At 50.9% G+C, this 25,209-nt stretch carries 18 protein-coding genes, 3 tRNA genes and 1 other RNA gene; 14 read left to right on the forward strand and 8 right to left on the reverse strand.

Going from position 1 to position 25,209, the window contains the following annotated elements; translation table 11 throughout:
* Positions 1–175: 175 nt before the first annotated feature.
* Positions 176–2,191, forward strand: coding sequence for a DNA helicase Rep (gene rep, locus BMY09_RS04830; protein WP_091354728.1), 2,016 nt, complete (start codon positions 176–178; stop codon positions 2,189–2,191).
* 56 nt (positions 2,192–2,247) lie between these two features.
* On the opposite strand, the gene BMY09_RS04835 is transcribed toward rep, so the two are convergent.
* Positions 2,248–2,670, reverse strand: coding sequence for a c-type cytochrome (locus BMY09_RS04835; protein WP_091354729.1), 423 nt, complete (start codon positions 2,668–2,670; stop codon positions 2,248–2,250).
* Between the two features lie 410 nt (positions 2,671–3,080).
* Between BMY09_RS04835 and BMY09_RS04840 the strand changes: the two genes are divergently transcribed.
* The 5 genes from BMY09_RS04840 to BMY09_RS04860 all read left to right on the forward strand — a co-directional run bounded on the left by BMY09_RS04840 (position 3,081) and on the right by BMY09_RS04860 (position 7,638).
* Positions 3,081–5,192 (forward strand): EAL domain-containing protein, encoded by a 2,112-nt coding sequence (locus BMY09_RS04840; protein WP_091354732.1) that lies wholly within the window; start codon positions 3,081–3,083, stop codon positions 5,190–5,192.
* A gap of 132 nt (positions 5,193–5,324) precedes the next feature.
* Positions 5,325–5,401, forward strand: a tRNA-Arg gene (locus BMY09_RS04845).
* Positions 5,402–5,501: 100 nt separating this feature from the next.
* Positions 5,502–5,577: transfer RNA gene (locus tag BMY09_RS04850), tRNA-Thr, on the forward strand.
* 210 nt (positions 5,578–5,787) lie between these two features.
* Positions 5,788–6,351 (forward strand): hypothetical protein, encoded by a 564-nt coding sequence (locus BMY09_RS04855; protein ID WP_091354734.1) that lies wholly within the window; start codon positions 5,788–5,790, stop codon positions 6,349–6,351.
* A gap of 78 nt (positions 6,352–6,429) precedes the next feature.
* A complete protein-coding gene (locus BMY09_RS04860; protein WP_091354736.1) occupies positions 6,430–7,638 on the forward strand; it encodes an IS256 family transposase in 1,209 nt (402 codons plus the stop codon).
* Between the two features lie 153 nt (positions 7,639–7,791).
* Here BMY09_RS04860 and BMY09_RS04865 read toward each other — a convergent pair whose 3' ends face one another.
* Positions 7,792–8,817 carry a hypothetical protein gene (locus BMY09_RS04865; RefSeq protein WP_091354739.1) on the reverse strand — a complete coding sequence of 342 codons (1,026 nt, stop codon included), beginning with the start codon at positions 8,815–8,817 and terminating at the stop codon, positions 7,792–7,794.
* A 105-nt stretch (positions 8,818–8,922) separates the two neighbouring features.
* Between BMY09_RS04865 and BMY09_RS04870 the strand changes: the two genes are divergently transcribed.
* The 4 genes from BMY09_RS04870 (at position 8,923) to BMY09_RS04885 (ending at position 11,440) form a co-directional block, all read left to right on the forward strand.
* On the forward strand, positions 8,923–9,798 hold the full coding sequence (locus BMY09_RS04870; RefSeq protein WP_091354742.1) for a competence protein CoiA family protein: 876 nt from the start codon (positions 8,923–8,925) through the stop codon (positions 9,796–9,798).
* Between the two features lie 91 nt (positions 9,799–9,889).
* The gene (locus BMY09_RS04875) at positions 9,890–10,906 is read left to right on the forward strand and encodes a helix-turn-helix domain-containing protein (protein ID WP_091354745.1); all 1,017 of its coding nucleotides are present in this window, start codon (positions 9,890–9,892) and stop codon (positions 10,904–10,906) included.
* A 332-nt stretch (positions 10,907–11,238) separates the two neighbouring features.
* Positions 11,239–11,363, forward strand: a non-coding RNA gene (locus BMY09_RS04880) — RtT sRNA.
* A gap of 1 nt (position 11,364) precedes the next feature.
* Positions 11,365–11,440: transfer RNA gene (locus BMY09_RS04885), tRNA-Thr, on the forward strand.
* Positions 11,441–11,474: 34 nt separating this feature from the next.
* On the opposite strand, the gene BMY09_RS04890 is transcribed toward BMY09_RS04885, so the two are convergent.
* Positions 11,475–12,791 carry a hypothetical protein gene (locus BMY09_RS04890; RefSeq protein ID WP_091354748.1) on the reverse strand — a complete coding sequence of 439 codons (1,317 nt, stop codon included), beginning with the start codon at positions 12,789–12,791 and terminating at the stop codon, positions 11,475–11,477.
* Positions 12,792–13,414: 623 nt separating this feature from the next.
* On the opposite strand from BMY09_RS04890, the gene BMY09_RS04895 reads away from it, so the two are divergent.
* The 4 genes from BMY09_RS04895 to BMY09_RS04910 all read left to right on the forward strand — a co-directional run bounded on the left by BMY09_RS04895 (position 13,415) and on the right by BMY09_RS04910 (position 21,171).
* Positions 13,415–16,759, forward strand: a complete 3,345-nt coding sequence (locus BMY09_RS04895) for a transglutaminase family protein (protein ID WP_091354751.1) — start codon at positions 13,415–13,417, stop codon at positions 16,757–16,759.
* A 51-nt stretch (positions 16,760–16,810) separates the two neighbouring features.
* On the forward strand, positions 16,811–19,369 hold the full coding sequence (locus BMY09_RS04900; protein ID WP_091354753.1) for a circularly permuted type 2 ATP-grasp protein: 2,559 nt from the start codon (positions 16,811–16,813) through the stop codon (positions 19,367–19,369).
* Positions 19,366–20,262, forward strand: a complete 897-nt coding sequence (locus BMY09_RS04905; protein WP_091354756.1) for a transglutaminase family protein — start codon at positions 19,366–19,368, stop codon at positions 20,260–20,262. Before BMY09_RS04900 ends, BMY09_RS04905 begins: the two co-directional genes overlap by 4 nt.
* Before the next feature lie 96 nt (positions 20,263–20,358).
* Positions 20,359–21,171: a transglutaminase-like domain-containing protein gene (locus tag BMY09_RS04910; protein ID WP_091354759.1), complete on the forward strand. Its 813-nt coding sequence runs from the start codon at positions 20,359–20,361 to the stop codon at positions 21,169–21,171.
* A 33-nt stretch (positions 21,172–21,204) separates the two neighbouring features.
* Here BMY09_RS04910 and BMY09_RS04915 read toward each other — a convergent pair whose 3' ends face one another.
* The 5 genes from BMY09_RS04915 to BMY09_RS04935 form a co-directional block, all read right to left on the reverse strand.
* On the reverse strand, positions 21,205–21,888 hold the full coding sequence (locus tag BMY09_RS04915) for a phosphatase PAP2 family protein (protein ID WP_245756502.1): 684 nt from the start codon (positions 21,886–21,888) through the stop codon (positions 21,205–21,207).
* A gap of 16 nt (positions 21,889–21,904) precedes the next feature.
* Positions 21,905–23,416 carry a glycosyltransferase family 39 protein gene (locus BMY09_RS04920; protein ID WP_091354766.1) on the reverse strand — a complete coding sequence of 504 codons (1,512 nt, stop codon included), beginning with the start codon at positions 23,414–23,416 and terminating at the stop codon, positions 21,905–21,907.
* A 125-nt stretch (positions 23,417–23,541) separates the two neighbouring features.
* A complete protein-coding gene (locus BMY09_RS04925; protein ID WP_175483442.1) occupies positions 23,542–23,946 on the reverse strand; it encodes an arsenate reductase/protein-tyrosine-phosphatase family protein in 405 nt (134 codons plus the stop codon).
* Positions 23,947–23,986: 40 nt separating this feature from the next.
* Positions 23,987–24,202 (reverse strand): hypothetical protein, encoded by a 216-nt coding sequence (locus BMY09_RS04930; protein ID WP_091354772.1) that lies wholly within the window; start codon positions 24,200–24,202, stop codon positions 23,987–23,989.
* Positions 24,203–24,303: 101 nt separating this feature from the next.
* The gene (locus BMY09_RS04935; RefSeq protein ID WP_091354775.1) at positions 24,304–25,152 is read right to left on the reverse strand and encodes an SH3 domain-containing protein; all 849 of its coding nucleotides are present in this window, start codon (positions 25,150–25,152) and stop codon (positions 24,304–24,306) included.
* Between the last annotated feature and the right edge of the window lie 57 nt (positions 25,153–25,209).

Genomic DNA, 25,209 nt, shown 5'->3' on the forward strand with positions numbered 1-25,209 from the left:
CCCCTGTAAGCGCATTAAGAGTAGCACGTCAATTTCTCTAATTAAACAGTTGTTTGAGTACTTTGTGTTTTAAAACAATGAATTACAGCGGATTTTGTGGGTTTTTGCGGCAAGTTAACATTACTCTATCGGCCGTATATGAACAAAACTTTAGCAGTCAGAGTAACTATTTATAATGTCGAGACTTAATCCCAAACAGCGAGAAGCGGTGGATTATATCAGTGGGCCAATGCTGGTGCTTGCCGGGGCCGGCTCGGGTAAGACCAGTGTTATCACCCGTAAAATTGCTTACCTGATCGAAAGCTGCGGTATCAAAGCGCATAACATCGCTGCCGTGACCTTCACCAATAAGGCCTCGCGGGAGATGAAAGAGCGGGTTAATGCTCTGGTTAAAGGAAATGCCACCCGGGGACTGACCGTTTCAACCTTTCACAACCTGGGGCTGAATATTATACGCAAAGAGCATAAAACCCTGGGATTTAAGGCCGGCTTCTCACTGTTTGATGATCAGGACAGCAAGGCATTACTGAAAAGCCTGCTGTTACATCACAACGAAGAAACCGATCAACTGGACTTTATTCAGAGCACTATCTCAAACTGGAAGAACGATATGCTGGGGCCGGAGCAGGCTCTGGCTAAAGCTGAAGGCCCTGCAGATGTGCTGGCGGCGAGGGCGTATGAGGCCTATCAGAAGAGCCTGAAAGCCTATAATGCGGTGGACTTTGATGATCTGATTCTGCTACCGGTGCAGTTGTTCATGAATCACGGAGCGATTCTGGAGCGCTGGCAGCAGAAGATTCGTTATCTGTTAGTGGATGAGTATCAGGATACCAACATTACCCAGTATCTGCTGGTTAAGATGCTGGTGGGTACACGGGGGATGCTGACGGTGGTGGGTGATGATGATCAGTCTATCTACTCGTGGCGTGGCGCCCGGCCAGAAAACCTGGTGCAGTTACAGCACGATTTTCCTTCACTGAAAGTGGTCAAGCTTGAGCAGAATTACCGTTCCACCGGACGTATTCTTAAAGCAGCAAACACGGTGATCTCGAATAACCCCCACGTGTTCGACAAAACCCTGTGGAGTGATATGGGGTTTGGCGATCCGATCCGGGTGGTCTTTACCCGCAATGAAGATGCTGAATGTGAACGGATCGCCACAGAGATTCTGGATCTGCATCTGCGTAAGCGCTATCAGTTCAAGGATTTCGCGATTCTCTATCGCGGTAATCATCAGGCCCGTTTGCTGGAGCTGAAACTACAGAGCTATCAGGTACCCTATAAACTCAGTGGTGGCACCTCATTCTTCGCCCGCGCAGAGATTAAGGATATCATGTCTTACATGAAGGTGTTGGTGAACCCGGATGACGATAACGCATTTCTGAGAATTATCAATCTACCCCGCCGGGAGATCGGTCATACCACATTGCAGGGCTTGGGTGAATACGCCTCTGAACGACACTGCAGTCTGTTCAATGCCTGCAGTGAGCTGGGTCTGGAGCAGGTATTAAAACCCGCCCAGGTGGAGCGGTTGCAGCGCTTTAAGAACTGGCTCGAAGGGATCTATCAGCAGTGTGAACGGGGGGATCCTATCGATGCGATTCGCAAGATGATAGAGGATATCGATTTTGCGGGCTGGATCGCTCAGAACAGTTCCAGTGAAGCGGTTGCTGAACGGCGCATGCAAAACGTCTGGATTCTGGTTGATTCGCTCCGCAATACCCTGGAGCGTTTGCAGGAGGATGATCCTGAGGCGGGTATTCGGGAGGCGATCGCCCGACTGGTGCTGATGGATATTATGGAGCGTCAGGAAGAGGAAGATGATTCTGACCGGGTGCAGCTGATGACGCTGCACGCCTCCAAGGGGCTGGAGTTTAACCATGTTTATCTGATGGGGATGGAGGAAGAGATTCTCCCTCACCGCAACAGCATCGAAAATGGCGATATCGAAGAGGAACGGCGACTGGCGTATGTGGGTATCACCCGGGCAAAGCAGACGCTGACAATGACGCTGGCGCGAAAGCGAAAACAGTTTGGTGAACTGATCGATTGTCAGCCCAGTCGTTTTCTTGATGAGCTGCCCGAGGATGATCTGGTTTATGAAGGCCGGGGCGAGGTGTGCGAAGTCACCAATAAAGCGCGGGGCAATGCGACCCTGAGTGGGTTGCGGGGATTATTGGATGATCTTTAAGTAATAAAAAAGGCCGCATCAGCGGCCTTTTTCAGATTAAACATGGGGTGTTCAGTTTATTTGGCACTGTCTACCATATACTGAACAGCCGCTTTGATCTCTTCGTCAGAACAGGTGCCGCAGGTGCCGCGTGGGGGCATAGCGTTGAAACCATTCAGAGCACTGTGCAGCAGTGTTTCCATGCCTTTAGCACCACGGTCAGCCCAGTCGCTGGTACCAAACTTAGGCGCATTCAGTACGCCAGACGCGTGGCATGCAGAACAGCTGGCAGTGTACACTTCAGATCCGGAGCGGGCACCGGCGGCAGCTGCAGGTGCAGCGGCACCACCACAGTCATCACCTTCTACACAGACAGAACCCACTTTGGCAATACGTTCTGCTATCGCATCGTTATCAGTGTTGGCTATAGCCGAGGTGGCCAGAAAACCCAGTGCTACAGCAAACAGGGCAGAAATAGCTTTGGCAGCAAATTTACTCACAGTCACGACCTCATCATCGCTAATTTTAAAAAAGGTAGCTGTCGGGTGCCCTCAATGGGCCTGTTACAGCGTTTAGAAATAATAATTCGGCCGGGATTATAGCGGTAAATAGACACAACGAAAATGGTTGAGGTCATGATCGGGACTAATTAATTAGTAACGAACCGCTGAAAAGGGTCAAAGATGCCCGGTTTGGCTATCATTTTGGGTAGTGAAAGTGCTTTTGTTGTTGCCTCATGGCGACGTTGGCGCTATGTTGTTGCACAATAAATTCCAACTTTAACTTCGCAGGACTGCAAGCCAGTCAGTTGTCGCATGACTTACGATACCGTAAAAGGACTTATTATGGTAACTGGTGCCTCTTTATTATGCTTTGATCGCTATCGAAGCTGCCGGTTTGCTGGGTTATTATGATGACCCCACGTCCGATATTGTCCGTTACCGGCAGGCTGCACCGTTTATTTGTCACTTCAGTCGCGGTGGTGTTGCTGATTACCGGGCTGGTGGTAATGAGCGTTGAGTTTTATAACCATCGCGCCCAGTTGATCGACAGAGCCCACGTTTTTTCCGGGCTGACCTCCCCTCAGCTTGCCCAGGTGGTGCTGACCGAATCGCCGATGCTGGCGACCCTGCTATTGGAAAGTTATTTCTCAGAACCCAATCTGCTGGGTATCTATGTGTATCGCAATGATGGTTCAGAGCTGGTTAAACTGACCAAGCCGGGACTGGCCCAGTCTCTGCCTACCCCCTCGCATGAACTTCGGGCTCAGCTCGAGGCGTCCTATAAAATCGGCTTCGAACTGCTTGATTACAGCGTTCCGTTGAGAGTGAAAGACAAACTGGTGGGGCAGCTATATCTGCAATATAGCCTGGATGCTGTTAAGCGGCAGTTACTGATCTATCTGTTGTTTGGTACGGCTCTGTACTGCTTCTCTCTGCTCGGCGTGTATCTGTTGTCGAAGCGAATCCAGCGGGGGATTTCTGAACCTGTGGATAAAATAATTGATGCAATGGAGCAGGTGACCGTGCATCAGAACTTCGCCCTGAAGATCCCCGAAGATGATAAGCCAGGGGAGCTTCATGCCCTGATCAGTGGCTTTAACCGTATGCTGGGGCAGATTAACCGCAATGCCAAAGAGCTGAAATCTCATCAGGCTGCGATTGAACAGCATGTCTACTTTGACCCGCTCACGGGGCTGGCAAACCGGCGGTTGCTGATGCAGAGCATGGAGCAGGAAGTGCTACGGGCGAAGCGTTCCGAGCAGATCGGCGCGCTGCTATACATGGATCTGGATCACTTTAAAACCATCAATGACTCGCTGGGACATAGTGTGGGCGACGCAGTGCTCAACAGTGTTTCATCCCGTATACGTAAAGCGGTCAGAGAGGCTGATACCCCTGCCCGGCTAGGCGGCGATGAGTTTGTTGTTTTACTGCCAGAACTGGGAACCAGTGAGTCTACCGCCAGCCACAACGCGCTGAGTGTGGCTGAAAAAGTGCGTCAGGCTATCTCTTCGGTGCATCAGATTGATGGTCGCGCACTGCATGTGACACCGAGTATCGGTATCGCTCTGTTCGATGGCCAGAATGATGAGTTTGAAAACCTGATTATGCAGGCAGATCTGGCGATGTACCGGGCCAAGGAAGAGGGGCGCAACCGGGTTCAGTTTTTCCTCGAACAGATGCAGCACAACGCCGATCACCGGCAGCAGATAGAGGAAAGTCTGCGGCAAGCGATCGAAAATGACCTGCTGTATATCTGTTATCAGCCTCTGGTCCGGGGGAATGGCAAGATTGTCGGGGCAGAAGCATTAGTGCGCTGGTCTGATGGCGAAAAGGGGCTGGTTAATCCCGCTTCATTTATTCCTATCGCCGAAATGACCGATCTGATCTGTTGCTTAGGCCAATGGGTCCTGACTGAGGTCTGTCAGCAGATGGCCACCTGGGAAAAGCAGGGTAAGAAACTGGTGGTATCGGTCAATATCAGTCCACGTGAGTTTGAACAGAATGATTTTGTTGAGAAAGTTCAGGAAATTATTCTTAACAGTGGTGTCAGGGCTGAATATCTGGTGTTTGAGCTGACCGAGGGGGTGCTGTTAAACAATATTGAAGCCGTGCGCGTAAAAATGCAACGGCTTGCCAAGCTGGGGATCCGTTTTGCGCTGGATGATTTTGGTACCGGGTATTCTTCATTACAGTATCTGAAGCAACTGCCCCTGAACACCCTGAAAATTGATCAGTCCTTTGTCCAGGACATCACCACCGACAGCAATGATGCTGCGATAGTGTCAACGATTATAGCGATGGCCCGCACCCTGGGCATCGATGTGGTGGCTGAAGGGGTTGAAAAGCAGGAGGAGCTGGATTTCCTCGAGCATTGGGGCTGTCAGTTGTTTCAGGGGTATTATTTCAGTCGGGCAATGAAAGCAAAACGTATGGGTAGCCTGATACCATCGGCAGGCAAAGAGCAACTGCGGGAAGCGCAGATAATCCCTTTCAAGAAACATCAGTTTAGCAAATGAATAGTGACTATAATCAGGTTACTCCTCTACGGAAATGCTGCCATAACGGAATCGCTGAAAAATTCACTTTAGCAATAGACAGTACTCTGTTAGATCGGTAATATACCGCCCTCATCATCACTGATGAACTGCGCGCCTGTAGCTCAGCTGGATAGAGTAGCAGGTTCCGATCCTGTTGGTCGGGGGTTCGAATCCCTCCAGGCGCGCCACTATATTGCGAGTTCTACTTGCTATAAATTCGCACAAGACTCCGTTTCGGGCATTTGCCTGGAGGGCAAGGCGAAGCCAGGTAATCCCGCTTATCACAGTGCCGGTATAGCTCAGTTGGTAGAGCAACTGACTTGTAATCAGTAGGTCCCGAGTTCGACTCTTGGTGCCGGCACCATTTCTTCCCTTCTTACAACATCCAAAATTGCTTTATACCGTCTCCGGAGGATTGCCTCATAGAGTGTTGTGTTTTCGTTCGAGTCTCTCTTCAAACCTATTGTTTTACGCTGCCTATTAAGCTTGAATAAGTTACCTAACAGGATGTTGATGTTTAATTGGTCAGGAGATTACTGTGAGAGTTCTAAGGTGGTGGTATCGAAGAAATAAGATGTTCATCTTATTTGTAATGTGGGTAATGGCGGCTTACTTCGTGCCTGCTGCGTTCCTTAAAGACACTGTATTAGTATTGAATGTCAGTGGTTATATTCTTCAGATTTCAGGTCTAATGACAACTATCGGGGGGTTGTTGAGTATATGGAAGGCATATGAAGTAAATAGTCCATATGAACTCATCGTAAGATTTTTCAGTTTTAAGATGCCAGCTATGAAGTCGGGATCTGGCAAATTGTTTACAGTTGAACAGACGGTATTAGATTTAAGTCCTATAAAGCTAGAAGAGTGTGAAGATCGAGTTGAAAGACTGGAAAGGAACATAGAAAAAATAGTTGATAGCATTAATAATGACCGCTTTACAATGCGTTACTTAATGGAGACCCACAAAAGGATTGATAAAAAGATACAAAAAGATGTTCTTTCTAAAGTAGGGGAGCTTCATCGCAGATCTGAAAAAATTAATCTTCATGGTTCCGGCATGACTCTTACTGGCTTACTCTGGGTTGGTATCGGAATTACTCAGGCTGCAGTCGCTGCTTACTTGTCTTTAATGCTCTGATTTCTCCTCATCGTGACCCTGTACATAGAATTGTGTAACTGCCTATCATAGAGCCAGTAATGGCTAAGGATAGGCAACATGGATAAGAAACAACTCGAAGCCTTCGCTCGCGAAGCGGCCAAAAGCATTAAAACCGAAAGTGATCTCAATGATTTTCGGCGGATGCTAACCAAAGTCACCGTTGAAACGGCCCTCAATGCCGAACTGGATGAACATCTGGGTTATGACAGGCATGGTAAAAGCCCCTCAGACAACAGCTGTAATGGATACTCCAGCAAGACCTTACGTACCGAAGACGGACAGTTCGAGATTGATGCTCCGCGGGATCGGGATGGCAGCTTTCAACCGAAGCTAGTCAGAAAGCAACAGACTCGCTTCACGTCGATGGACGACAAAATTCTAAGCCTGTACGCCAAGGGCATGACTACCCGCGAGATCGTCGCCACCTTCAAGGAAATGTACGATGCGGATGTCTCTGCCAGCCTCATATCCAAGGTCACGGACGCTGTGCTGGAACAGGTGATTGAATGGCAGTCGCGGCCTCTGGATGAGGTGTATCCCATTGTCTACCTGGACTGCATCGTCATCAAAATTCGTCAGGACAAGCAGGTCATCAACAAGGCGGTTTATCTTGCTCTGGGGGTTAATCTGGAGGGCCACAAAGAATTACTGGGCCTTTGGCTTTCTGAGAATGAGGGTGCTAAGTTCTGGCTGAACGTGCTCACGGAGCTTCAAAACCGTGGGATCAAAGACATCCTGATCGCCTGTGTCGATGGTCTGAAAGGCTTTCCCGATGCGATTAATACAGCTTTCCCCAACACACAGATCCAGCTCTGTATCGTCCATATGGTTCGCAATTCGGTCAAGTACGTCCCGTGGAAGGACTACAAAGCCGTCACGGCTGATCTCAAGCAAATCTATCAGTCAGTCACGGAAGAGGAAGCCCTGAAAGCGCTGGAGCAGTTCTCTGATCGCTGGGACGATAAATACCCGCAGATCAGCCGTTCATGGCACTCTCATTGGGAGAATCTGAATACATTGTTCAATTACCCTCAGGACATACGTAAGGCAATCTATACGACCAACGCGATCGAGTCTCTCAACAGCGTTATTCGTAAGGCGATCAAGAAGAGGAAACTGTTTCCAACGGATGACTCAGCACGAAAGGTGATCTATCTGGCGATTCAGGATGCCTCCCAAAAATGGACAATGCCCATTAGAAACTGGAAGGCAGCACTAAACCGTTTTATGATTGAATTTGAAGACCGCTTAAAGGATTACATTTAAACCCAGGCAGTTACACAGAATCATTTACAGGGTCCACTAACCGTTTTATGATTGAATTTGAAGACCGCTTAAAGGATTACATTTAAACTCAGGCAGTTACATAGAATCATTTACAGGGTCGTCATGTGTGTTTTCGCAAAATGCACCCTTCTATTAAGAGAGGGGCTTTGTGATTTTTTTCTGATCGATTAAGTCTAAATATTCGCTGTGAATTAGCTTGCCTAGCTTGGTCTGATGATCAAAAGTATAAATATGTTCTGTAGGGCTATCTGCACATCTACCTATGAGCCTACCAGACAAACTACCTCTACCTTTTTCAACATCAACTTTGCTTTTACAGATTAGGCATTCGCCTACATAAGAGACTATTCGGAACTGTCTGACAGGCTTGCCATTTTTATGCTTTTCTCTGGTGCGAATGTACTCCAGCTGTGTTGAGTAATTCCTGCTTGGGGATAGGTAAACCGGTGCAATAATAATTCGATTCATGACTGCGAAGTACATAGGTGAAAAAAGTGAATATAGTGCTCCTACTATGATTGCAATATCGATAGCTGAGCTCAATATGCCGAAAGTTGTTGTTTGAACACGTATCAAATATAGCCCAACCATAAGTGTTAATATGGCCAAGATAATTGCTAACATTACTGTTCCTAGAATCATGTATAGCTTAAAGCCTTTAGCTATCATGCCATCGACAAATCGAATGAATGGATTAGTCGTCTCACTCGTTTCGGAGGTATAGCTTATAAATCCTCTGGGCAGGGTAGTTTTATCTACAGCGGTGCTCTCAGTCACCGGATGAGGTTTTATTAGATACTTCGTGACATTACCGGCACCTCCTCCCATTTCACCTCGCTCAATGATTGGGAAATACTTCAAGCTTCTATCAACAGCATCCTGATTTAGCCTTTCGTAATGTAACGGCCACTTTTCAATCGCATCCTTAAGATATTTCTTGAGGCGTTTGCCATCATCACTTACATCCTCTTCGGTTTGTAAGTCTCGCCAAGAGAAAATGACTGATCCACTATCATCTTTGGGTGCACTTTCAGAGCTGGCAAACTCAAATATCTGCTTTAGGACTCTGTATGCGTTAGTTCCACTGCCCTTTCCAGAATAATTATCAAGAAATTCTAGTCCTAGAGCTATCTCTTTATCTGATTGATTTGTATCCATAAAAAACAACCCAATAACTGTTCTGTCCCTGTTTAAGGACTGAAAGTCTATCACGCTATTGTTTTTAATGAACTCGCAAACTTAATCCAAGCGAAGGAATTAAAAATGTGTAAAAGCGATGAATTTGATCTTAGTTATGGTCTTAAAGGTGGCGAGTTAGTCTTCATTGATGAAGTTGATAGAGGGTTGGATTGCGGCTGTTATTGTCCGCACTGTGGAGGAAAGTTGATTGCTAGAAAAGGAGACGTTAATCAGCACCACTTTGCACACTATCAAATAGAGAATTGTGGCAAAGGGGTCGAAAGCGCTTTGCATCTGCTGGGTAAGCAGGTGCTCTTAGAAGAGCAATGTATACGCCTACCGGATGAAGAAGAAAGAAGGTTGGTTACTGCTGTAGAAGTTGAGCGCCGGAGATTTGGGTATGTAGCTGATATTGGGGCTGTATTGTTTGATGTAGGTGAGGACATTGATATTGAGATAAAAGTTACTCACGCCGTTGATGAGGAGAAACTGAAGAAGGTTATTTCCAACAAAGCAAAGCTGATTGAGGTAGACCTGTCGGGCTTATTGAAATCGGGCAACTTAACAAAGGAAAAAATAAGACAAGCTGTGCTTGATGATGCGCCACGAGCTTGGGCAGAAGAACTGTACAAAAATTTAAAGATGGATCGGGAGAGTGATATGAGCAATAAGAATCTGGTTTGTGGGTACAAAGCTGTAAATGGTTATTCACAGAAGAACCAAAGTAATTTCGAGTTTGCCGCTCTCTACATACTGGTGAAACAGGAAGGACGTTCCAGTCCAAATTATCAAATTCAGGGTATGGGTGGTTATGAACTTACATCGGTGCCAATGAAAATGGATGAACAATTATTGTCAAAACTGGAAAATTTGCGATTCCCGATTGATGTGGAATTGGTATTCGATATGTCTTTGATTAAAGGTAAGTTGAAGCCTGTGGTTAGTGATTTGCTAGTTTAGATATGGATATCATAGTTCGTGTTGTTCGCATTTACACGAACTAGAGGAAGCATATAATGATCCTCACATCAATATAGGTAAGGAGATAGGCATGCCGGATTCGCTGAAGATTAATCCAAGAGTCATAAAGCATCTGCGGAAAAAGGAAAAAGTGTCTCAAGTGGCTTTGGCTACAGCCATTGGGATCTCAGATAGAGGTGTTCAAAAAATTGAGGCTTCAGGCAATACAAGCTCTGAGACAGCTACGAAACTAGCCCAATACTTTGGGTTGTCTGTGAATGAATTAATGGAAGGAAACATTCACTGCAAAGCGGAGTATTGGGCTAAAGACCCTGTTACTGGTGAGCATTTGATTTTCTCATATGCTCATAATTTGCTCGAAAAGCTTAAAAACTCTTGGGCTGATTACAGAAGGTACTTTTATTCAGAAGAGAAAGTGATTATCAACATTCAAATTAGCAAAGGTCACTACCGCCTTACTTCGTCCTGTGAGGATGCAGGGTTTGATTGGGAATTTGAATTTCGTCGTGTTTGGTTCAATCAAGACATGGGGTTGTGTTGGACTCCGGAAAGTGAGTTCGAAAGTGAGCTGATGGAGGAAGAGCTTTTTGGAATGGCTAGAGAAGAAGCTGATGATGTCTTCGTAAATGGAGCCCGGCGCTTTACAGATAAAGGAGTCTATCAAGTAACAGTTTATTCATGGGATGTTACTAATCAGCAAGTACGTGAGGAAGCTTTTCGTACTTTCAAAACACTTTCTGAAGTGCAGAACAAGTTAGCAGCTCTTTTGCAGAAATTTTCGCCAAAGGAACTGAACGATACTACTAGGTATGTAGATTTCTCGGCTGGAAAAAATCATGCAGGATTATGTGTTGAGGCCTGGCCCAAAGTAAGACCAAGACTACCTACTTTTGAAGGGGTAGTTGGGCCGATCAGGGTTCATGTGATCCGTCAAATTATTTCTGATGATTCTGATGTCCATTCAATATGGAGAAAGAGTTCGAAAAATCGATTTGTGAATGAGCTTACAGATGGGGTTAAGTCAGATAGAGGATCCGACATTGAAAATTCAAGAGTCGTAGAGTGGGGAAAAGAATTGAACACATAACTTAGGGAGGAGTTTATTATGTATTACTCAAGCAATAAGGATGTGAGTAAATTAGTTAAAAGTTTAGTTGGTAACGGATGGTCGTACTCTAGAAGGAAAAAACATGGGATGCTTCGGTCGCCATCAGGAGAAGTAATTACCCTTTCGCTTACTCCAAGTTCAGACGAAAGCTATCAGAACCTAAAAAAAGTAGTTAAGCGTTTTTTGAATTAAAAATATAGGCACACTTCGGTCACAGTGCCGTTGCATAAAGCGCTGTGGCCGCGAATCCTCCCGTTTTTGGTGTAATCGTCGAACAATTGAGGTTTGAAGATCGTTGTTCTGACGGCTTTTGAGGGTCTTCTATGCCCGGTTTCCGATCCTGTTGGTCGGGGGTTCGAGCCGAGCGAAGCGAGACAACGGAGCGTAGCGACGGCCCGAAGGGCAAGGCGAAGCCAGGTAATCCCGCTTATCACAGTGCCGGTATAGCTCAGTTGGTAGAGCAACTGACTTGTAATCAGTAGGTCCCGAGTTCGACTCTTGGTGCCGGCACCATTTCTCCTTACCTCCTCCCTAAAATAGCGCCACTTTATCCACTGATTGCTGAATAGGTCCATAGCACCGCAAACCCTGTTGCCAGCATGACCGGACCATAGATACGGTTAAGCTTCATCAATGCTATCGCAGAGATGCCATAACGTGATTGCAGACTGAGTTGAACACCGGAAAACGGTGACAGTCCGACCCCGATCGACCAGCTCAACAGCAGTGTGATGCCCAGCAGGTTGGGGTCACTGACGGCGGGCATCAGTATGCTGCCAGCTAATACCGCAGAGGTGACCGGGTGCATGCCGATCAGTGCTAAACCGACCAGCGCGATCAGTGTCAGGGAGGCTTCCGGAGCGCTAAAATGCTCGGGCGCCAGTCTGATCTGCAGTGACTCCAGCAGTGCTGCGACACCCGATGCAAGTACCGCTGCAGCAAGAAACAGAGTCACTTCACTGCCCATCTTTGGCAGACCTTCCTGGATATGGGTTGTCAGCAGTCTGGCACAGTCTTTAGGTTGTCGCAGCAGCAGGTAGATGAGGGTAAACAGTATTGAGATCAGGGTGACCAGTGTTATTACCGACAGTTGCGGCAGGTAGAGGTGCGCAATCAGCACCAGAATTGCCAGTAATAGCGGCATCCACAGGGCGGCAAAATGCATCGGGTATCCCTGAGTCTCTACTGCATCCGGGTGGCGGGCTATCTGCCAGGCACTGAACAGCAACGCCGTTAGTGCGGTGGGTAATCCATAGATGATCAGTGTACTCAGCTGCGCCCCGGGTGCGCTGATAAGCACCACCCCCATGGCAGCAAAGAAGGGGGACCAGCAGGCGCAGATACTGAATGCGCGTAACAGGGTTAGCCCCTGCAAAGGGCTCAGCGGGCGCCGGGCAGTCAGCCGGTCGCCGACAATCATGACCGATGAGATGTTGATCACCGCGGCGATCAGGTGGGTGCCGAACAGGGTACGAAGCAACGGTTTGCGTCCGGCGGGCAGGCGATCATCATTTTCAATTCCCCGGATTGCGACAATCCGCAGAAAGCTGACGCCGATCAGCATGGCGATGACCAGTTGGTTAGCGGCCAGTGCTTTCAGCAGATAGCGGTGGTCGACCCCCTGATAAACACCGATAGCAAGGCCTGTGGCACCGGCAATCAACAGTACTGCGCTCTGGATCAGCTGGTTAGGCCGTTGGCGGCGAATCAGCAGCGCCGCTGCCAGCCATACCGGCGCGCCGGCAACATAGTCAGGCACGGCGTGGGTCAGTGCTGTGATCAGTGAAAGCAGCAGCATCAGCAGCAGTGTCCAGCCTGTCACCCTGGTTGATAGTGGCAGAGTGGAGATGGTTTTTTGATCCATAATAAATCCGTACAGTGGGGCGCAGAAAAGGGCTGGGGCCGGGTTAATCCGTGATCATACCGCGAACACCTGAGACTGTCCGCAGCGTCACCGAATATTCTTCAAACATTATTGAGACAACTCTTCAGACGAGAATTGCGCGGATACATTGTCTGCGGAAGGTTATCGTAGCCTGTAAAACAGGGAAACCTGAAAAGCTGTTATTACGGCATCAAAGGTATACCCTTATCGATCAATCTGCTGTCGCTGGCCTGTTTATTGCTCTACCTTGTATATAGCCCGAACTGTGCAATTTGTGCGCTGTTTGAGTGCAGGGGCTCAGCGTGCAGGAGCGTTGACTGCATCGGCTTTGATATCGCTGCATTGTTGTGGTGCAAAGATCAGCGGTGCACCGGGAGAGTGAAAGGACGGCTGTCTGAGGTATAGACCCTGTCTGTTAATCCTGAAAGAGTGCACTATGATGAAAACGATCATAGTTTGTCATATTGAACAGCGATGATGGGGCGCAGAGATTATTTTTCTGACGAACAGCGATTCGGGTCATCCTGACCGGAATCCGTTGAGCCTGTTTGAGCTTTTATGCTTTATCCAGAATGGTTTTTTATCGATTTACGGGGTACCGAATGGCCATACGAACCGCAATCCATCATATTACTGAATATCGCTTCGACAAAGCGGTAAAAATGTCCCCGCACACGATCAGACTGCGGCCAGCGGCCCATAGCCGGACTCCGATTAAGGCCTATTCCCTGAAAATAAGTCCGGAAAACCACTTTATTAACTGGCAGCAGGACCCTTTTGGTAACTTCCTGGCCCGTTTGGTGTTTCCGGAGAAGAGTGATCACCTGCGGGTAGAGGTGGAGGTGATCGCCGATATGACGGTGATTAACCCGTTTGATTTCTTTCTTGAAGAGTATGCCGAGAAGATTCCGTTTACCTATGAGAAAGAGCTGCTGTCAGAACTCAAACCCTATCTGGAGATTGTAGATAACGGCCCGTTAATTCAGGAGTGGGTCCGCTCCGTGCCCCGGGAACCGATGCCCACCAACGACTTTCTGGTTTATCTGAATCAGCGTCTGGAAAGTGAAATTGATTACAATATCCGCATGGAGCCGGGGGTTCAGACCAGTGAAGAGACACTGGAGCTGAAGCGGGGTTCATGCCGGGATACTGCCTGGTTGCTGGTGCAGATACTGCGGCATCTGGGTTTGGCTGCCCGCTTTGCATCGGGTTATCTGGTACAGCTGGTGGCGGACGTAAAAGCGCTGGATGGTCCATCGGGAACCGATAAAGACTTCACTGATCTGCACGCCTGGTGCGAGGTGTACATTCCTGGGGCCGGCTGGATTGGCCTGGATCCGACATCGGGTCTGTTTGCCGGGGAAGGTCATATTCCTCTGGCCTGTACTCCTTCCCCCCGTTCAGCGGCACCGATTGCCGGTGGGATCGATCCCTGCGAAGTGGAGTTTTCATTCAGCAATGAGGTTACCCGTATCCATGAAGACCCGCGGGTGACCAAACCCTATACGGAGCAACAGTGGCAGTGTATTGAAGCCCTGGGGGGCGCTGTTGATCAGCAACTGACGGATCTGGATGTTCGTCTGACCATGGGGGGAGAGCCTACCTTTGTGTCGATCGATGATATGGATGGCGCTCAGTGGAATACCGAAGCCCTGGGAGAGGATAAACTACGGCTGGCCAAAGACCTGTTACTGCGCTTGCGGGAAAAATTTGCCCCCGGTGGTTTGCTGCACTACGGCCAGGGTAAATGGTATCCCGGTGAGGAGGTGCCCCGCTGGGCGCTGGGTTGTTTCTGGCGCACCGATGGCCAGCCTTTGTGGCGCGACGCTAAGCTGCTGGCACGGGTGGATAAAGATTATGGTGTGACCCGCAAGACCGCCAGGAAGTTTGCCCAGCTGCTGGCTGAAAAGGCGGGGCTGCCCGCCAAACGGGTGATTCCTGCCTATGAAGATTCGCTCTATTATCTGTGGAAAGAGCAAACGCTGCCGGACAATGTTGATCCGCTTAAAGCGGATCTGAAGGATGACCTGGAGCGTAAGAAACTGGCACAACTGCTGTCGCAGGACCTGGGGAAACCGGTAGGCTACTGCCTGCCACTGGGCTGGAACTACACCACTCAGCACTGGCGTTCAAGCCCCTGGCCACTGCGCCGTGATACCCTGACGCTGATTCCGGGTGATTCGCCTATCGGGCTGCGCCTGCCGCTGAACTCACTGCCGCTGATGACCGATGAGGAACTGCACCGGGAGCATCCCCGGGACCCTTTCTCCGCCGTCCAGACCCTCCCCGATGCCGGACTGAGTTCTGCTCAGGCCTGCGCCGCGCCGTCTGAATCGATCGGCAGCGTGACCACTCCGGTTGAGGTGGTACGTACCACTCTGTGTGTTGAACCGCGCAACGGTTGCCTCTATCTGTTTTTGCCGCCACTGGATCATCTTGAACATTATGTAGCCCTGGTGGAGCTGATCGAAGACACCGCGGCAGAACTTGAAGTGCCGGTGGTGATTGAGGGCTATGAAGCGCCTAAAGATGAGCGTATTCGCTGCTTTAAGGTGACCCCTGATCCCGGCGTCATTGAAGTGAATATTCATCCGTCTGATAACTGGCGTGAGCTGTCTGACAATACCCAGATCCTCTATGAAGAGGCCCGCTTGTCGCGGCTTGGCGCTGAGAAGTTTATGCTGGATGGTCGTCATACCGGCACCGGCGGGGGGAACCATATCACGCTGGGGGCGGCCACTCCGGCTGATAGCCCATTTCTGCGTCGGCCAGACCTGCTGCGTAGCTTTGTGACCTACTGGCAGCACCATCCTGGGTTGTCCTATCTGTTCTCCGGTATGTTTATCGGTCCTACCAGTCAGGCGCCCCGGGTTGATGAAGGACGGGAGGAGATGCTCTATGAGCTGGAGACCGCCTTTGATCTGATGCCCGACGGGATTGTTGATCAGCCCTGGTTGATAGACCGGCTGATGCGCAACCTGTTGGTGGATATAACCGGTAATACCCATCGTTCAGAGTTCTGCATCGATAAGCTCTACTCGCCGGGGCTATCTTCGGGGCGTCAGGGACTGCTGGAGTTTCGTGGTTTTGAGATGCCACCGCATCCGCAGATGGCGCTGGTGCAGGCGTTGCTGATCCGCTGTCTGATGGCGCGTTTCTGGCAAGATCCCTATAAAAAACCGCTGGTGCGCTGGGGAACCGAGCTGCATGACCGCTTTATGATGCCTCACTATGTCTGGGCTGATATTCGTGAAGTGGTTAAGGATCTGCAGCAGCATGGTATTCCATTCCAGCAGGAATGGCTGGCGCCTTTTGAAGAGTTCCGTTTTCCCCACTACGGCAGCGTCGATATTGATGATGTACGGATCGAACTGCGCTGGGCGATCGAGCCCTGGCATGTGCTGGGTGAAGAGGTGGGTAGTTTCGGCACTGCGCGCTTTGTTGACTCCTCCGTTGAGCGCTTGCAGGTCAGGGTGGAAGGGCTGACGCCGGATCGTTATGTGCTGGCGTGTAATGGCCGCCGCATACCGCTTCGGTCTACCGGGCGTCATGGTGAGTTTGTTGCTGCTGTGCGCTACAAAGCCTGGGCTCCGCAGTCGGCACTGCATCCGACCATCGGGGTTCATTCGCCACTGATTTTTGATCTGATCGATACCTGGAACGGACAAACCATTGGTGGCTGCAGCTACCATGTGGTGCATCCGGGTGGTCGCAGTTATGAAACCTTCCCGGTCAATGCGTTTGAGGCTGAGTCCCGGCGTATCAACCGCTTTGGTGATACGGAACATACGCCAACCCCGCCGGCGACCACTCATATGCCGGAGTTCGCCGGTATCCGGGAGTTTTTCGCCAATAATGCGCCACCGCGGCCGATGGCTCCGCCAGCGGAGATGCCTGCAAATGAGTACCCGCATACCCTGGATCTGCGCAGACAGATGGAAACGTAGTCAAGTCATGGCATACTATGCAGCCTGATATAATTTTGGTGCCGAAACCTGATGGAAACACGAGCCGCAGAAAGCCCTGATGGGTTGCAGTATTCAGCCGAAGGCTCTGGATATGACGAGGTCTATGGCGATCAGTCGCAGATCCAGGGGCATTGGCAATATCTGCTCGATGGCCTTAAAACCCTGGGGGTTCAGGGGATTCGTGAGCGCCAGCTAAAAGCTGAACGTATTCTGCGGGACGATGGCGCGACCTATAACAGTGGCTCGTTGTCAGCGACCACCTGGCAACTTGATCCGGTGCCTGCACTGATCTCCAGTGAAGAGTGGGCCGCTATTGAGGCCGGCCTGCAGGAACGGGCTGAGCTGCTGGACCTGGTACTTAAAGATGTCTATGGCAAACGTGACCTGATTCGTCTGGGTATTTTGCCGCCTGAGTTGCTCTACAGTCATGGAGGCTTTCTGCGCGCCTGTGACGGGCTGGCTCTGCCTGGTGAGCATCAGTTGGTGATGCACGCCTCTGATATGGTACGGGACCATACCGGCGCGATTCAGGTGATCGGTGACCGCACACAGGCGCCCAGTGGCGCTGGTTATGCACTGGAAAACCGCACCGTAATGTCCCGGGTGCTGCCATCGCTGTTTCGTGACAGCCATGTGCATCGGTTATCACTCTTCTTTCAATCGTTACGTCTCAAACTGAACAGCCTTGCCAGCTCGATCACCAATGAGCAACCGCGGATTGTCATTCTGACCCCGGGCTCCTATAACGAAACCTATTTCGAGCATACCTATCTGGCCAACTATCTTGGTTTCCCTCTGGTGCAGGGGAGTGACCTGCGGGTGAGTAAAGGGTATCTGTGGATGAAGTCGCTGGGCGGGCTGGAACGGGTTGATGTGGTGTTGCGGCGGGTCGATGATTTTTATTGTGATCCGGTAGAACTCAAAAGTGATTCCCGCCTGGGAGTGCCCGGGTTGCTTGAGGTGGTGCGGGCCGGGCGGGTGATCGTCGCCAACCCGATGGGCTCAGGGTTTCTGGAAAACCCGGCGTTGTTGCGTTATATGCCACAGATCGCCAGTCACTTTCTCGGGCGGGAACCACAGCTCGCCTCGGTTAAAACCTACTGGTGTGGAGACCCTCAGGACCTGACCTATGTGATTGAAAATATCCGTCGGCTGGTGATTAAATCCTGCTTTCGCAAACCCTCCGAACAGAGCGTTTTTGGTGCTTCGTTAGATGACAACCAGTGTCAGGAGCTGATCGGGAAGATCCGCCTGGACCCGTTGAAGTTTGTTGCTCAGGAATATATTCGTCCCTCCACGACTCCGTCCTGGAAAGATAGCCAGCTGCTGCCCCGGCCTTCGATTCTGCGGGGTTACTCGGTTGCAACCAGCTCCTCTTACAATGTGATGCCGGGGGGGCTGACCCGGGTAGGCGATCAGGCCGATAGCCTTAACCTGAGTAATCTCAGGGGGGCGATCAGCAAGGATACCTGGATCCTTGCATCGGAACCTGAAAAACAGGTCTCCCTGATGGAGCAACGACCACAGCCTGCTCCGGCTAAAAGCCAGATGCAGCCGCGCACCTCTTTCCCCTGCCGGGTGGTCGAGAACCTATACTGGATGGGACGTTACGCGGTGCGGGCCGAATCGGCACTGAGATTGCTCAGAACCGTATTCGTGCAGCTGAACAGCACCTATCATATGCCGGCTGAAACCCGCCAGGTGTTGTTGCAGACGGTTACCCAACTGACCACCACCTACCCCGGTTTTGTCTTGTCGGCTGAGTCGGCGTCCCTGCAACCTGAAGCGGAGTTGCTGTCGGTGGTGCTGGATGGCAAACGCACCGGTAGTGTTACTGCCAATCTGAACTCGCTGCTGGAGTGTTCTGATCAGGTGAGGGAGATGTTGTCGGCGGATACCCAGAGGGTGATTAATGACCTTCGGGATGAGCTGAGTGGACTGGCCGATTCGCTTAAACAGGGGCTGACAGCGGCCCCGGAAGAAGCGCTGGATCCTCTGGTTACAACCCTGCTGGCACTCTCCGGTTTGTGGCAGGAGAGCATGGTACGGGGACTGGGCTGGCGCTTTATCGATATGGGGCTGCGGGTTGAGAAAGCACTTCAGGGATTGTCTCTGATCCGTTCCTCGCTGGTGGCTGTATTGCCAGAGTATCAGCAGCTGCAGGTGCTGGAATCGATTCTGCTCAGCTCCGAAGTGCTGATCACCTTCCGCCGGCGAGACCATTCCGGCAGCGATATGGCCCAGGGGCTTGAGTTGCTGCTGCACGATAACAGCAATCCGCGTTCGGTGTTTTATCAGGTTGAACAGCTTCGCCGACACCTTGGGGAGCTTCCTTCAGCCGTGCATGGCTCGGGTCTGGCAGAGGAAGATCGCTATATGCTGGAAGCCTCCTCTGCTATTCAGCTGAGCAGTCTTGATGCGCTGGTGGCAGAAGACGAAAAAACCAAAACCCGTGCCGGGCTTGATCAGTTGTTGGCAAGGTTGCAGTATCTGCTGCAGGAAACTTCAAATCAGATCAGCACCAAATACTTTGATCAGATCAAGGTACACCAGCAACTTGTGCGCACCGCCTGGGATGAGGAATTATGATCTATCGCATTCGTCATATCACCCACTACGAATATGAGAAGCCGGTGACGTTGTGCTACAACCGGGCGTACCTGTTGCCACGTGATACTGAGTATCAGAGCTGTAGTGATAGCCGGATTCAGATCTTCCCGGCGTATACACTGGGGCAGCAGCGCAGTGATTATTTCGGCAATAAAGCGTACTTTTTTTCCCTGGAACAACCTCACCGGGAACTCAAAATTGATGTAACCACCGAGATTCGGGTGCATGAGAGTAAATATGCCCGGGAGTGTGAGCTTGATCTCGACTTTGGCAATACCTGTGGTCAGGCGTTGGTGGCGCTGCAGGAAAGCCGCGAGTTACCGGTGCTGGAAGCGCGGGAGTTTGTGCTGAATTCGCCGATGATCAAAACCGCTGCCTCGCTGCGTGAGTATGCCCGATCCTCCTTCGCCAGCAACCGTCCCCTGCTCTCGGCAGTGCGGGAGCTGACGCAGCGGATCTATACCGACTTTACTTACGACCCGGAATCCACCAGCATCGCCACGCCGCTGGATGAGGTGTTACGCAATAAACGTGGTGTCTGTCAGGATTTCGCGCATCTGGCGATTGGCTGTCTGCGCTCTCTTGGGTTTCCCGCCCGCTATGTCAGCGGTTATCTGGAAACACTGCCGCCGCCGGGACAGGAAAAACTGGTTGGCAGCGATGCCTCCCATGCCTGGTTTGCTGTTTTTTCACCCGGAGAGGGCTGGTTTGAGTTTGACCCTACGAATAACAATATGCCCGCTGAGCACCATATCACAACCGCCTGGGGGCGTGATTATGGCGATGTTTCGCCGTTGAAAGGTGTGTTTTTTGATGGTGGTAAAAGCCAGAAACTCACCGTCTCTGTTGATGTCAGCAGGGTGCAAAACTAAGTTGATCAGTTCACCCGCCAGTCATTGGAAGGTTAACACAATGCTGGCGAGCTTAATCTGCGAACTATTCGCCCATTCAACCGCAAGGATATCCTGATGTGGTTACAAACGAGCTGTGATCTTTTATTTGAAATCGCTATACCGACCCCTTTTGTGCTGATGTTACGCCCCCGCAGCGGTGCCCTGCAGTGGATTGCCCGGGAGGAATATAAGATTGTGCCGAGCCTGCCGGTGATGGAGTTTACCGATAACTATGGCAACCTGTGTCAGCGGCTGGTGGCACCGGCTGGCAACTTCTCCATATCTACCTCATCCCGGGTGATGACCGCGGATAGCCTCGATCGCGCGCCAGGAGCTGCTTTTGTTGAAGTGCAGAACTTGCCCGACGCGGTACTAAGCTATCTGCTGCCCAGCCGGTATTGTGAGGCAGACCGGTTTGGCCAGATGGCCAGCCAGATTACTGCTGGTTGTCTGCCGGGCTATGATCAGGTCGCAGCGATCGAAACCTGGTTGCGCAACACTTTTCGCTATGAGCCGGGCGTCAGCGATCTGCTGTTATCCGCTCAGGAGGTCAACCATCAGCCGTCTGCGGTCTGCCGTGATCTGGCGCATCTCGGTATCGCGCTGTGCCGTAGTCTCTGTATTCCGGCGAGAATGGTGGTGGGATATCTGCATGACCTCTATCCGATGGATCTGCACGCCTGGTTTGAAGCCTATGTGGGGGGGCGCTGGTATACCTTCGATGCCACCCAGTACGCTCTTTCTGAGACCTCGCGCAAAGGGGGGTATGTGGCCCTGGGGTATGGCCGGGATGCCGCCGACGTGGCTATTTTCAACCAGTATGGCCCGGCGGTTTTCCCCATCGAGCAGCATGTCACCGTGCAGCTGTGTGACAGTGAGACCGACTGATCTCTGCCTCAGAGAAAAGCTGCCGGTGTTCGTTTATCGGGTGGATGAATAAAGTGGGTGTCGGAAGCCAAACAGGGCACCCAGCAGCGCAATAACAAAATAGACCGCCCAGAAGGCAAACAGCACATCGCTGAAAAAGTGCCCCCCCTGCACAATACGGGTCAGTCCGAGCACAACCCCCACCATACAACCGCCCCAAAAGGCTTTGCGGGATGCAAAGAGCCATCCCAGAATCATAAAGTAGAAACCCATGGCGGCATGGCCGCTGACGAACGAGCAGTTTCTACTGCAGGCGCCGGAGTATACGAATGCCGGGGTGAACTGCTTATCGCCGCCAAAATTTTCCACCTGCACCGGCCGTGCACGACCAATGGAGTTATCCTTCAGAACCGTGTTTACCAGCAGGCCGGGGCCTAAAATAAGGGCGGTTAAGAGAAAGGTGATACTCCATTTTTTATAGTTTTTCAGCGTCAGTTTAGTAAACCGGATCAACAAACCGGCGATGATCAGGCCCAGCAGAATCGGGATATGAATGAAGGCAAACAGTCGGTAGATAAACTGGATAATCGGGTTGTTGTTATAGATGAACTGCTGCGTCTGCGGGTCGTAGAACAGTCCGGCGATAGACAGGTCGATCTGAGGGAACCCGATGAAAACCGCAACACAGATCAGAAACAGTACGACATCCCGGCAGTATTTGAGTTGAGTTAACGACATGAGGTAGGCCATCGGATTACTGTTTGTCCTTCTGAGTCATCCCTTTAAAGCCGCTGACCTTATACAGTCGGGCTGAGCGGGTGAAGTTGCTGTACAGTGGCAGGGACTGTTCAGTCAGCAGCGTCACCTCAGTAAAATAACGCTTCAGCTTGGCTTCTACATCATGTTCACTGATAAATAAAAACCGTTTCTCCTGACTTCTGGCCAGTGGGTACTGAAGCTCATAGTGATCCTCGATATAGTTATCGTCACTCAGCGCGACCCCTTTAAAATCCTGCGGCGTGATGTAATAGCCAAAGTAAGCCAGCAGTTTACGGGAGTCACTGGCCAGCTTGTAATCCGGATACTGGTCAAACCAGGGCTGAAACTGATGTACAAACTCCGGCCAGCCGAGAATCCGTTTGTAGGGATCGTTACCCCACTTACGCTCTATGCCCAGCACGTTTGTGATGCTGCCATAATGGTAGAAAGCCATCGACAACAGCAGGTTAGAGAGCAGGCCGATCAGCAATATACGATAGCCTTTTAGCTGACTCAGATAATAACCCGCCAGCAGGGAGGCACCAACATAGGCGGGGCCTGCCCAGTTGATGTTGGCACGGGCCATAAACGCCTGGACTGAGAGCACGGCAAAGGTTGGCCAGAACAGACTCCAGAGCAGTTTTTCAATATCACTGCGGGGCTGGCGCCTGAGGCCCCGGATCACAATGTAGATCAGCAACACCGGGCCAAAGACAAACAGCTGGCCACTCCAGAATTCGATCAGACGGCTAAAGCTGATGGAGCTGCTGCTCTGGTGGGAGATCTGTGCCGTATGCTGGAAGCTGATAAAGTCGTGCTGGTAGTTCCAATAGAGATTGGGTAGCAGAAAGCTGAGCGCCAGCAAACAGGTCAGCCAGAACCTGGGATTAAGCAGCAGTTGTCTTCCTGCTGTGCTGAGGACGGCGTATAGCAGAAAGGTGGTGGGTAAAATAATAAACGTATATTTGGACAGCAGCCCCAGCCCGCCAGCAACCCCGGCGAGCAGCCACCAACCGGCGTTATTGCTCTCTTTTGCACGCAGAAAGGCGTAGAAGCAGAGACACCAGAAAAAGATCAGGGGGGCATCGGTGGTGATAAACAGGCTGTTAAAACCGACCAGCGGCATCAGCAGAAAGACCGAGCCGCTGAACAGCGCCGCTTTCGCTGCGATCACCTTATCGTCTGAAAAGCGTTCAGCGGTACGATAGATAATAATGGCGGCGGCGCTGTACAGCAGCGGTGATGCCAGTTTGACTGCCCATTCGGCGTTACCAAAAACCGCGGTGGTCAGCGCGATCAGCCAGCCCACGACGGGCGGTTTAGAGTAATATCCCCAGTCCAGCGTCTGAGCCCAGCCAAGATAATAGGCCTCATCGTAAAATAGGGTGATTGGGGTGCTGATAACAACCCATTCACGATAGAAGAATAGCAGGGCGAGCAGCGCCAGAAACCAGCGGAAAGGGTGTGCGGTAAATACTGTGGTTGTGTCGGAGGACGCAGCAGACATTCTATAGTTCCGGACTGGCAGGTTGTGTGTCCGGCGATTGGCCGGTGTTTCTTCAGGGGCGCTAAGTTTAACAGAGGCCCTCAGGCAAAGAAATGTCCGCTTGTCGTTCCTGCTGCTCTGGTCAGTTAGATCAGCCCCTTCGCCTGCAGCATCAGGCGAAGGCGTTCAGATATTTCGATCTCCAGGTGCTTGAGGCCTTCAGCATTGTCTGCATGGTGGAAGTCCCAGCGGATATGGTGTTGATCGGTTGGCAGCTCGGGCAGGGCATCGTGGCTTTTATCGCAGAGGGTGATGATGGTATCAAACGACTCCTGTGCTACGTCATCAAGGCTTTTGCTCTCTGGCTTTATCTCACCTCCCAGCAACTGGCTTACCCATCTGGAGACCTCCTCCGGTACCGGGAGAGGCTCTGGCCCGGCGCTTTTTGCAACCACCCTGCCATAAGCCATTTTATTGGCTAATGCTTCGGCAATCTGCGAGCGGGTCGAGTTGTGTCGGCATACAAACAGGATTCTATGAGGTGTGTTCATGGTGAGGCTTCCGCTGTTTTTACGATTACGATTGAATGATTCAGGCGGATTCGCAGTCCTGATTATCAGCATCATGATAGTTCAGGATACTCCACTTGTGGGGGACATTGGTTAAACGGATAAGGTTATGGCAGTTATTGCAGATATAGACCGTATCATTATGGATATGATTCCGCTCCACCAGATTCTCGTGAGCATTGGCTTGTTTTTGATTCACCAGCAAAAAGCAGTCGCTGCACAGTCTTTGTTGTTCCATCAACAGAGGCTCTCCATGTTTTCAAACAGTTGTTTGACAACTATAAGGGTATGGCGCAGAAATTGGTATCCCCGGAACGCTAAATATAGGTTCAGATGGCGTCAATCAGATGTGGCTGTTGCTGTGCAAACACCCTCTTTCAGGGCCACGTGCCGGATTGCACTCTGTTCGTTGGCGGGGGACCAGTCGACAATGATGGACGTGTTTGACAGTGAACTGCTAACGGAACGGGTGTTGGTTAACTCATAAAGAATCTGATTGTTCTGATCATTGCTTGCCAGCGCCTCTGCTGCACAGGTTATTTTTATCTGCTGGGCTGAGTTCTGCTCAGCAGAGAGTTTCAGTTTGAACAGTAACTGGCAGAATTCATAACCTGATGTATGCAGGTTTTTACGACAGGTCTTACTCACCGATTCAACCGTAACACTGGCCTTCAGCAGCTGGTTTGCTGTGTCCACCTTCAGGTTATGAGCCGTTGAGTCGCCCGGTGATGCCTGGATAGGCGATTCTTGGGCGGTTGCTCCTGTGGTGGGCGCAATCAGTTCATCTTCAGGCTGACTGTGATCCAGGGAATCGACGGCGGCGGTTTCCGGCGACGATGTGAATGCCGTGCGTAGTGGCTCAGCCGAAGGGGCCAGCGACTGTGCAGAGCGCTCTTCGGGAGGCGCCAGCAGCACCGGCGTCCGGGACAGCACCCTGACATAGTGAATGGAGATAAAACCCCGGCCGTCGTCCAGACGGATCCAGTCGCGCATATCAGTGGTAGTAACCGTCAGCCGGTCGCCTTCACTCAGCACCCCGACCACCGGGCTATGCGTGGATCTTGATTCTCTGATATTGAGGATGGTTGAGCGCACCATGACCTCGAGCCGTTCAGTTGCAGACAGGGTTTGCGGCAGGGACGAAATCATCAGGATCGTACAGATAATGAGGCGGCGCAGTACAGTCATAGAGTCTTCAGATCAGTAATTCGCATTGTTGGCTATCCATACTTCAGTCAGGTTCTC

Origin of the sequence: Amphritea atlantica (genome assembly GCF_900111095.1) — a bacterium.
Classification (GTDB): Bacteria; Pseudomonadota; Gammaproteobacteria; order Pseudomonadales; family Balneatricaceae; genus Amphritea; species Amphritea atlantica.

Bases quoted from the DNA above. Each gene is read 5' to 3' on its own strand.
- BMY09_RS04935 (WP_091354775.1), bottom strand. From the start codon at position 25,152: ATGACTGTACTGCGCCGCCTCATTATCTGTACGATCCTGATGATTTCG.
- BMY09_RS04865 (WP_091354739.1), bottom strand. From the start codon at position 8,817: ATGGATACAAATCAATCAGATAAAGAGATAGCTCTAGGACTAGAATTT.
- BMY09_RS04890 (WP_091354748.1), bottom strand. From the start codon at position 12,791: ATGGATCAAAAAACCATCTCCACTCTGCCACTATCAACCAGGGTGACA.
- BMY09_RS04855 (WP_091354734.1), top strand. From the start codon at position 5,788: ATGTTCATCTTATTTGTAATGTGGGTAATGGCGGCTTACTTCGTGCCT.
- BMY09_RS04895 (WP_091354751.1), top strand. From the start codon at position 13,415: ATGGCCATACGAACCGCAATCCATCATATTACTGAATATCGCTTCGAC.
- BMY09_RS04905 (WP_091354756.1), top strand. From the start codon at position 19,366: ATGATCTATCGCATTCGTCATATCACCCACTACGAATATGAGAAGCCG.
- BMY09_RS04860 (WP_091354736.1), top strand. From the start codon at position 6,430: ATGGATAAGAAACAACTCGAAGCCTTCGCTCGCGAAGCGGCCAAAAGC.
- rep (WP_091354728.1), top strand. From the start codon at position 176: ATGTCGAGACTTAATCCCAAACAGCGAGAAGCGGTGGATTATATCAGT.
- BMY09_RS04930 (WP_091354772.1), bottom strand. From the start codon at position 24,202: ATGGAACAACAAAGACTGTGCAGCGACTGCTTTTTGCTGGTGAATCAA.
- BMY09_RS04870 (WP_091354742.1), top strand. From the start codon at position 8,923: ATGTGTAAAAGCGATGAATTTGATCTTAGTTATGGTCTTAAAGGTGGC.
- BMY09_RS04925 (WP_175483442.1), bottom strand. From the start codon at position 23,946: ATGAACACACCTCATAGAATCCTGTTTGTATGCCGACACAACTCGACC.
- BMY09_RS04920 (WP_091354766.1), bottom strand. From the start codon at position 23,416: ATGTCTGCTGCGTCCTCCGACACAACCACAGTATTTACCGCACACCCT.
- BMY09_RS04840 (WP_091354732.1), top strand. From the start codon at position 3,081: ATGATGACCCCACGTCCGATATTGTCCGTTACCGGCAGGCTGCACCGT.
- BMY09_RS04915 (WP_245756502.1), bottom strand. From the start codon at position 21,888: ATGTCGTTAACTCAACTCAAATACTGCCGGGATGTCGTACTGTTTCTG.
- BMY09_RS04875 (WP_091354745.1), top strand. From the start codon at position 9,890: ATGCCGGATTCGCTGAAGATTAATCCAAGAGTCATAAAGCATCTGCGG.
- BMY09_RS04900 (WP_091354753.1), top strand. From the start codon at position 16,811: ATGGAAACACGAGCCGCAGAAAGCCCTGATGGGTTGCAGTATTCAGCC.
- BMY09_RS04910 (WP_091354759.1), top strand. From the start codon at position 20,359: ATGTGGTTACAAACGAGCTGTGATCTTTTATTTGAAATCGCTATACCG.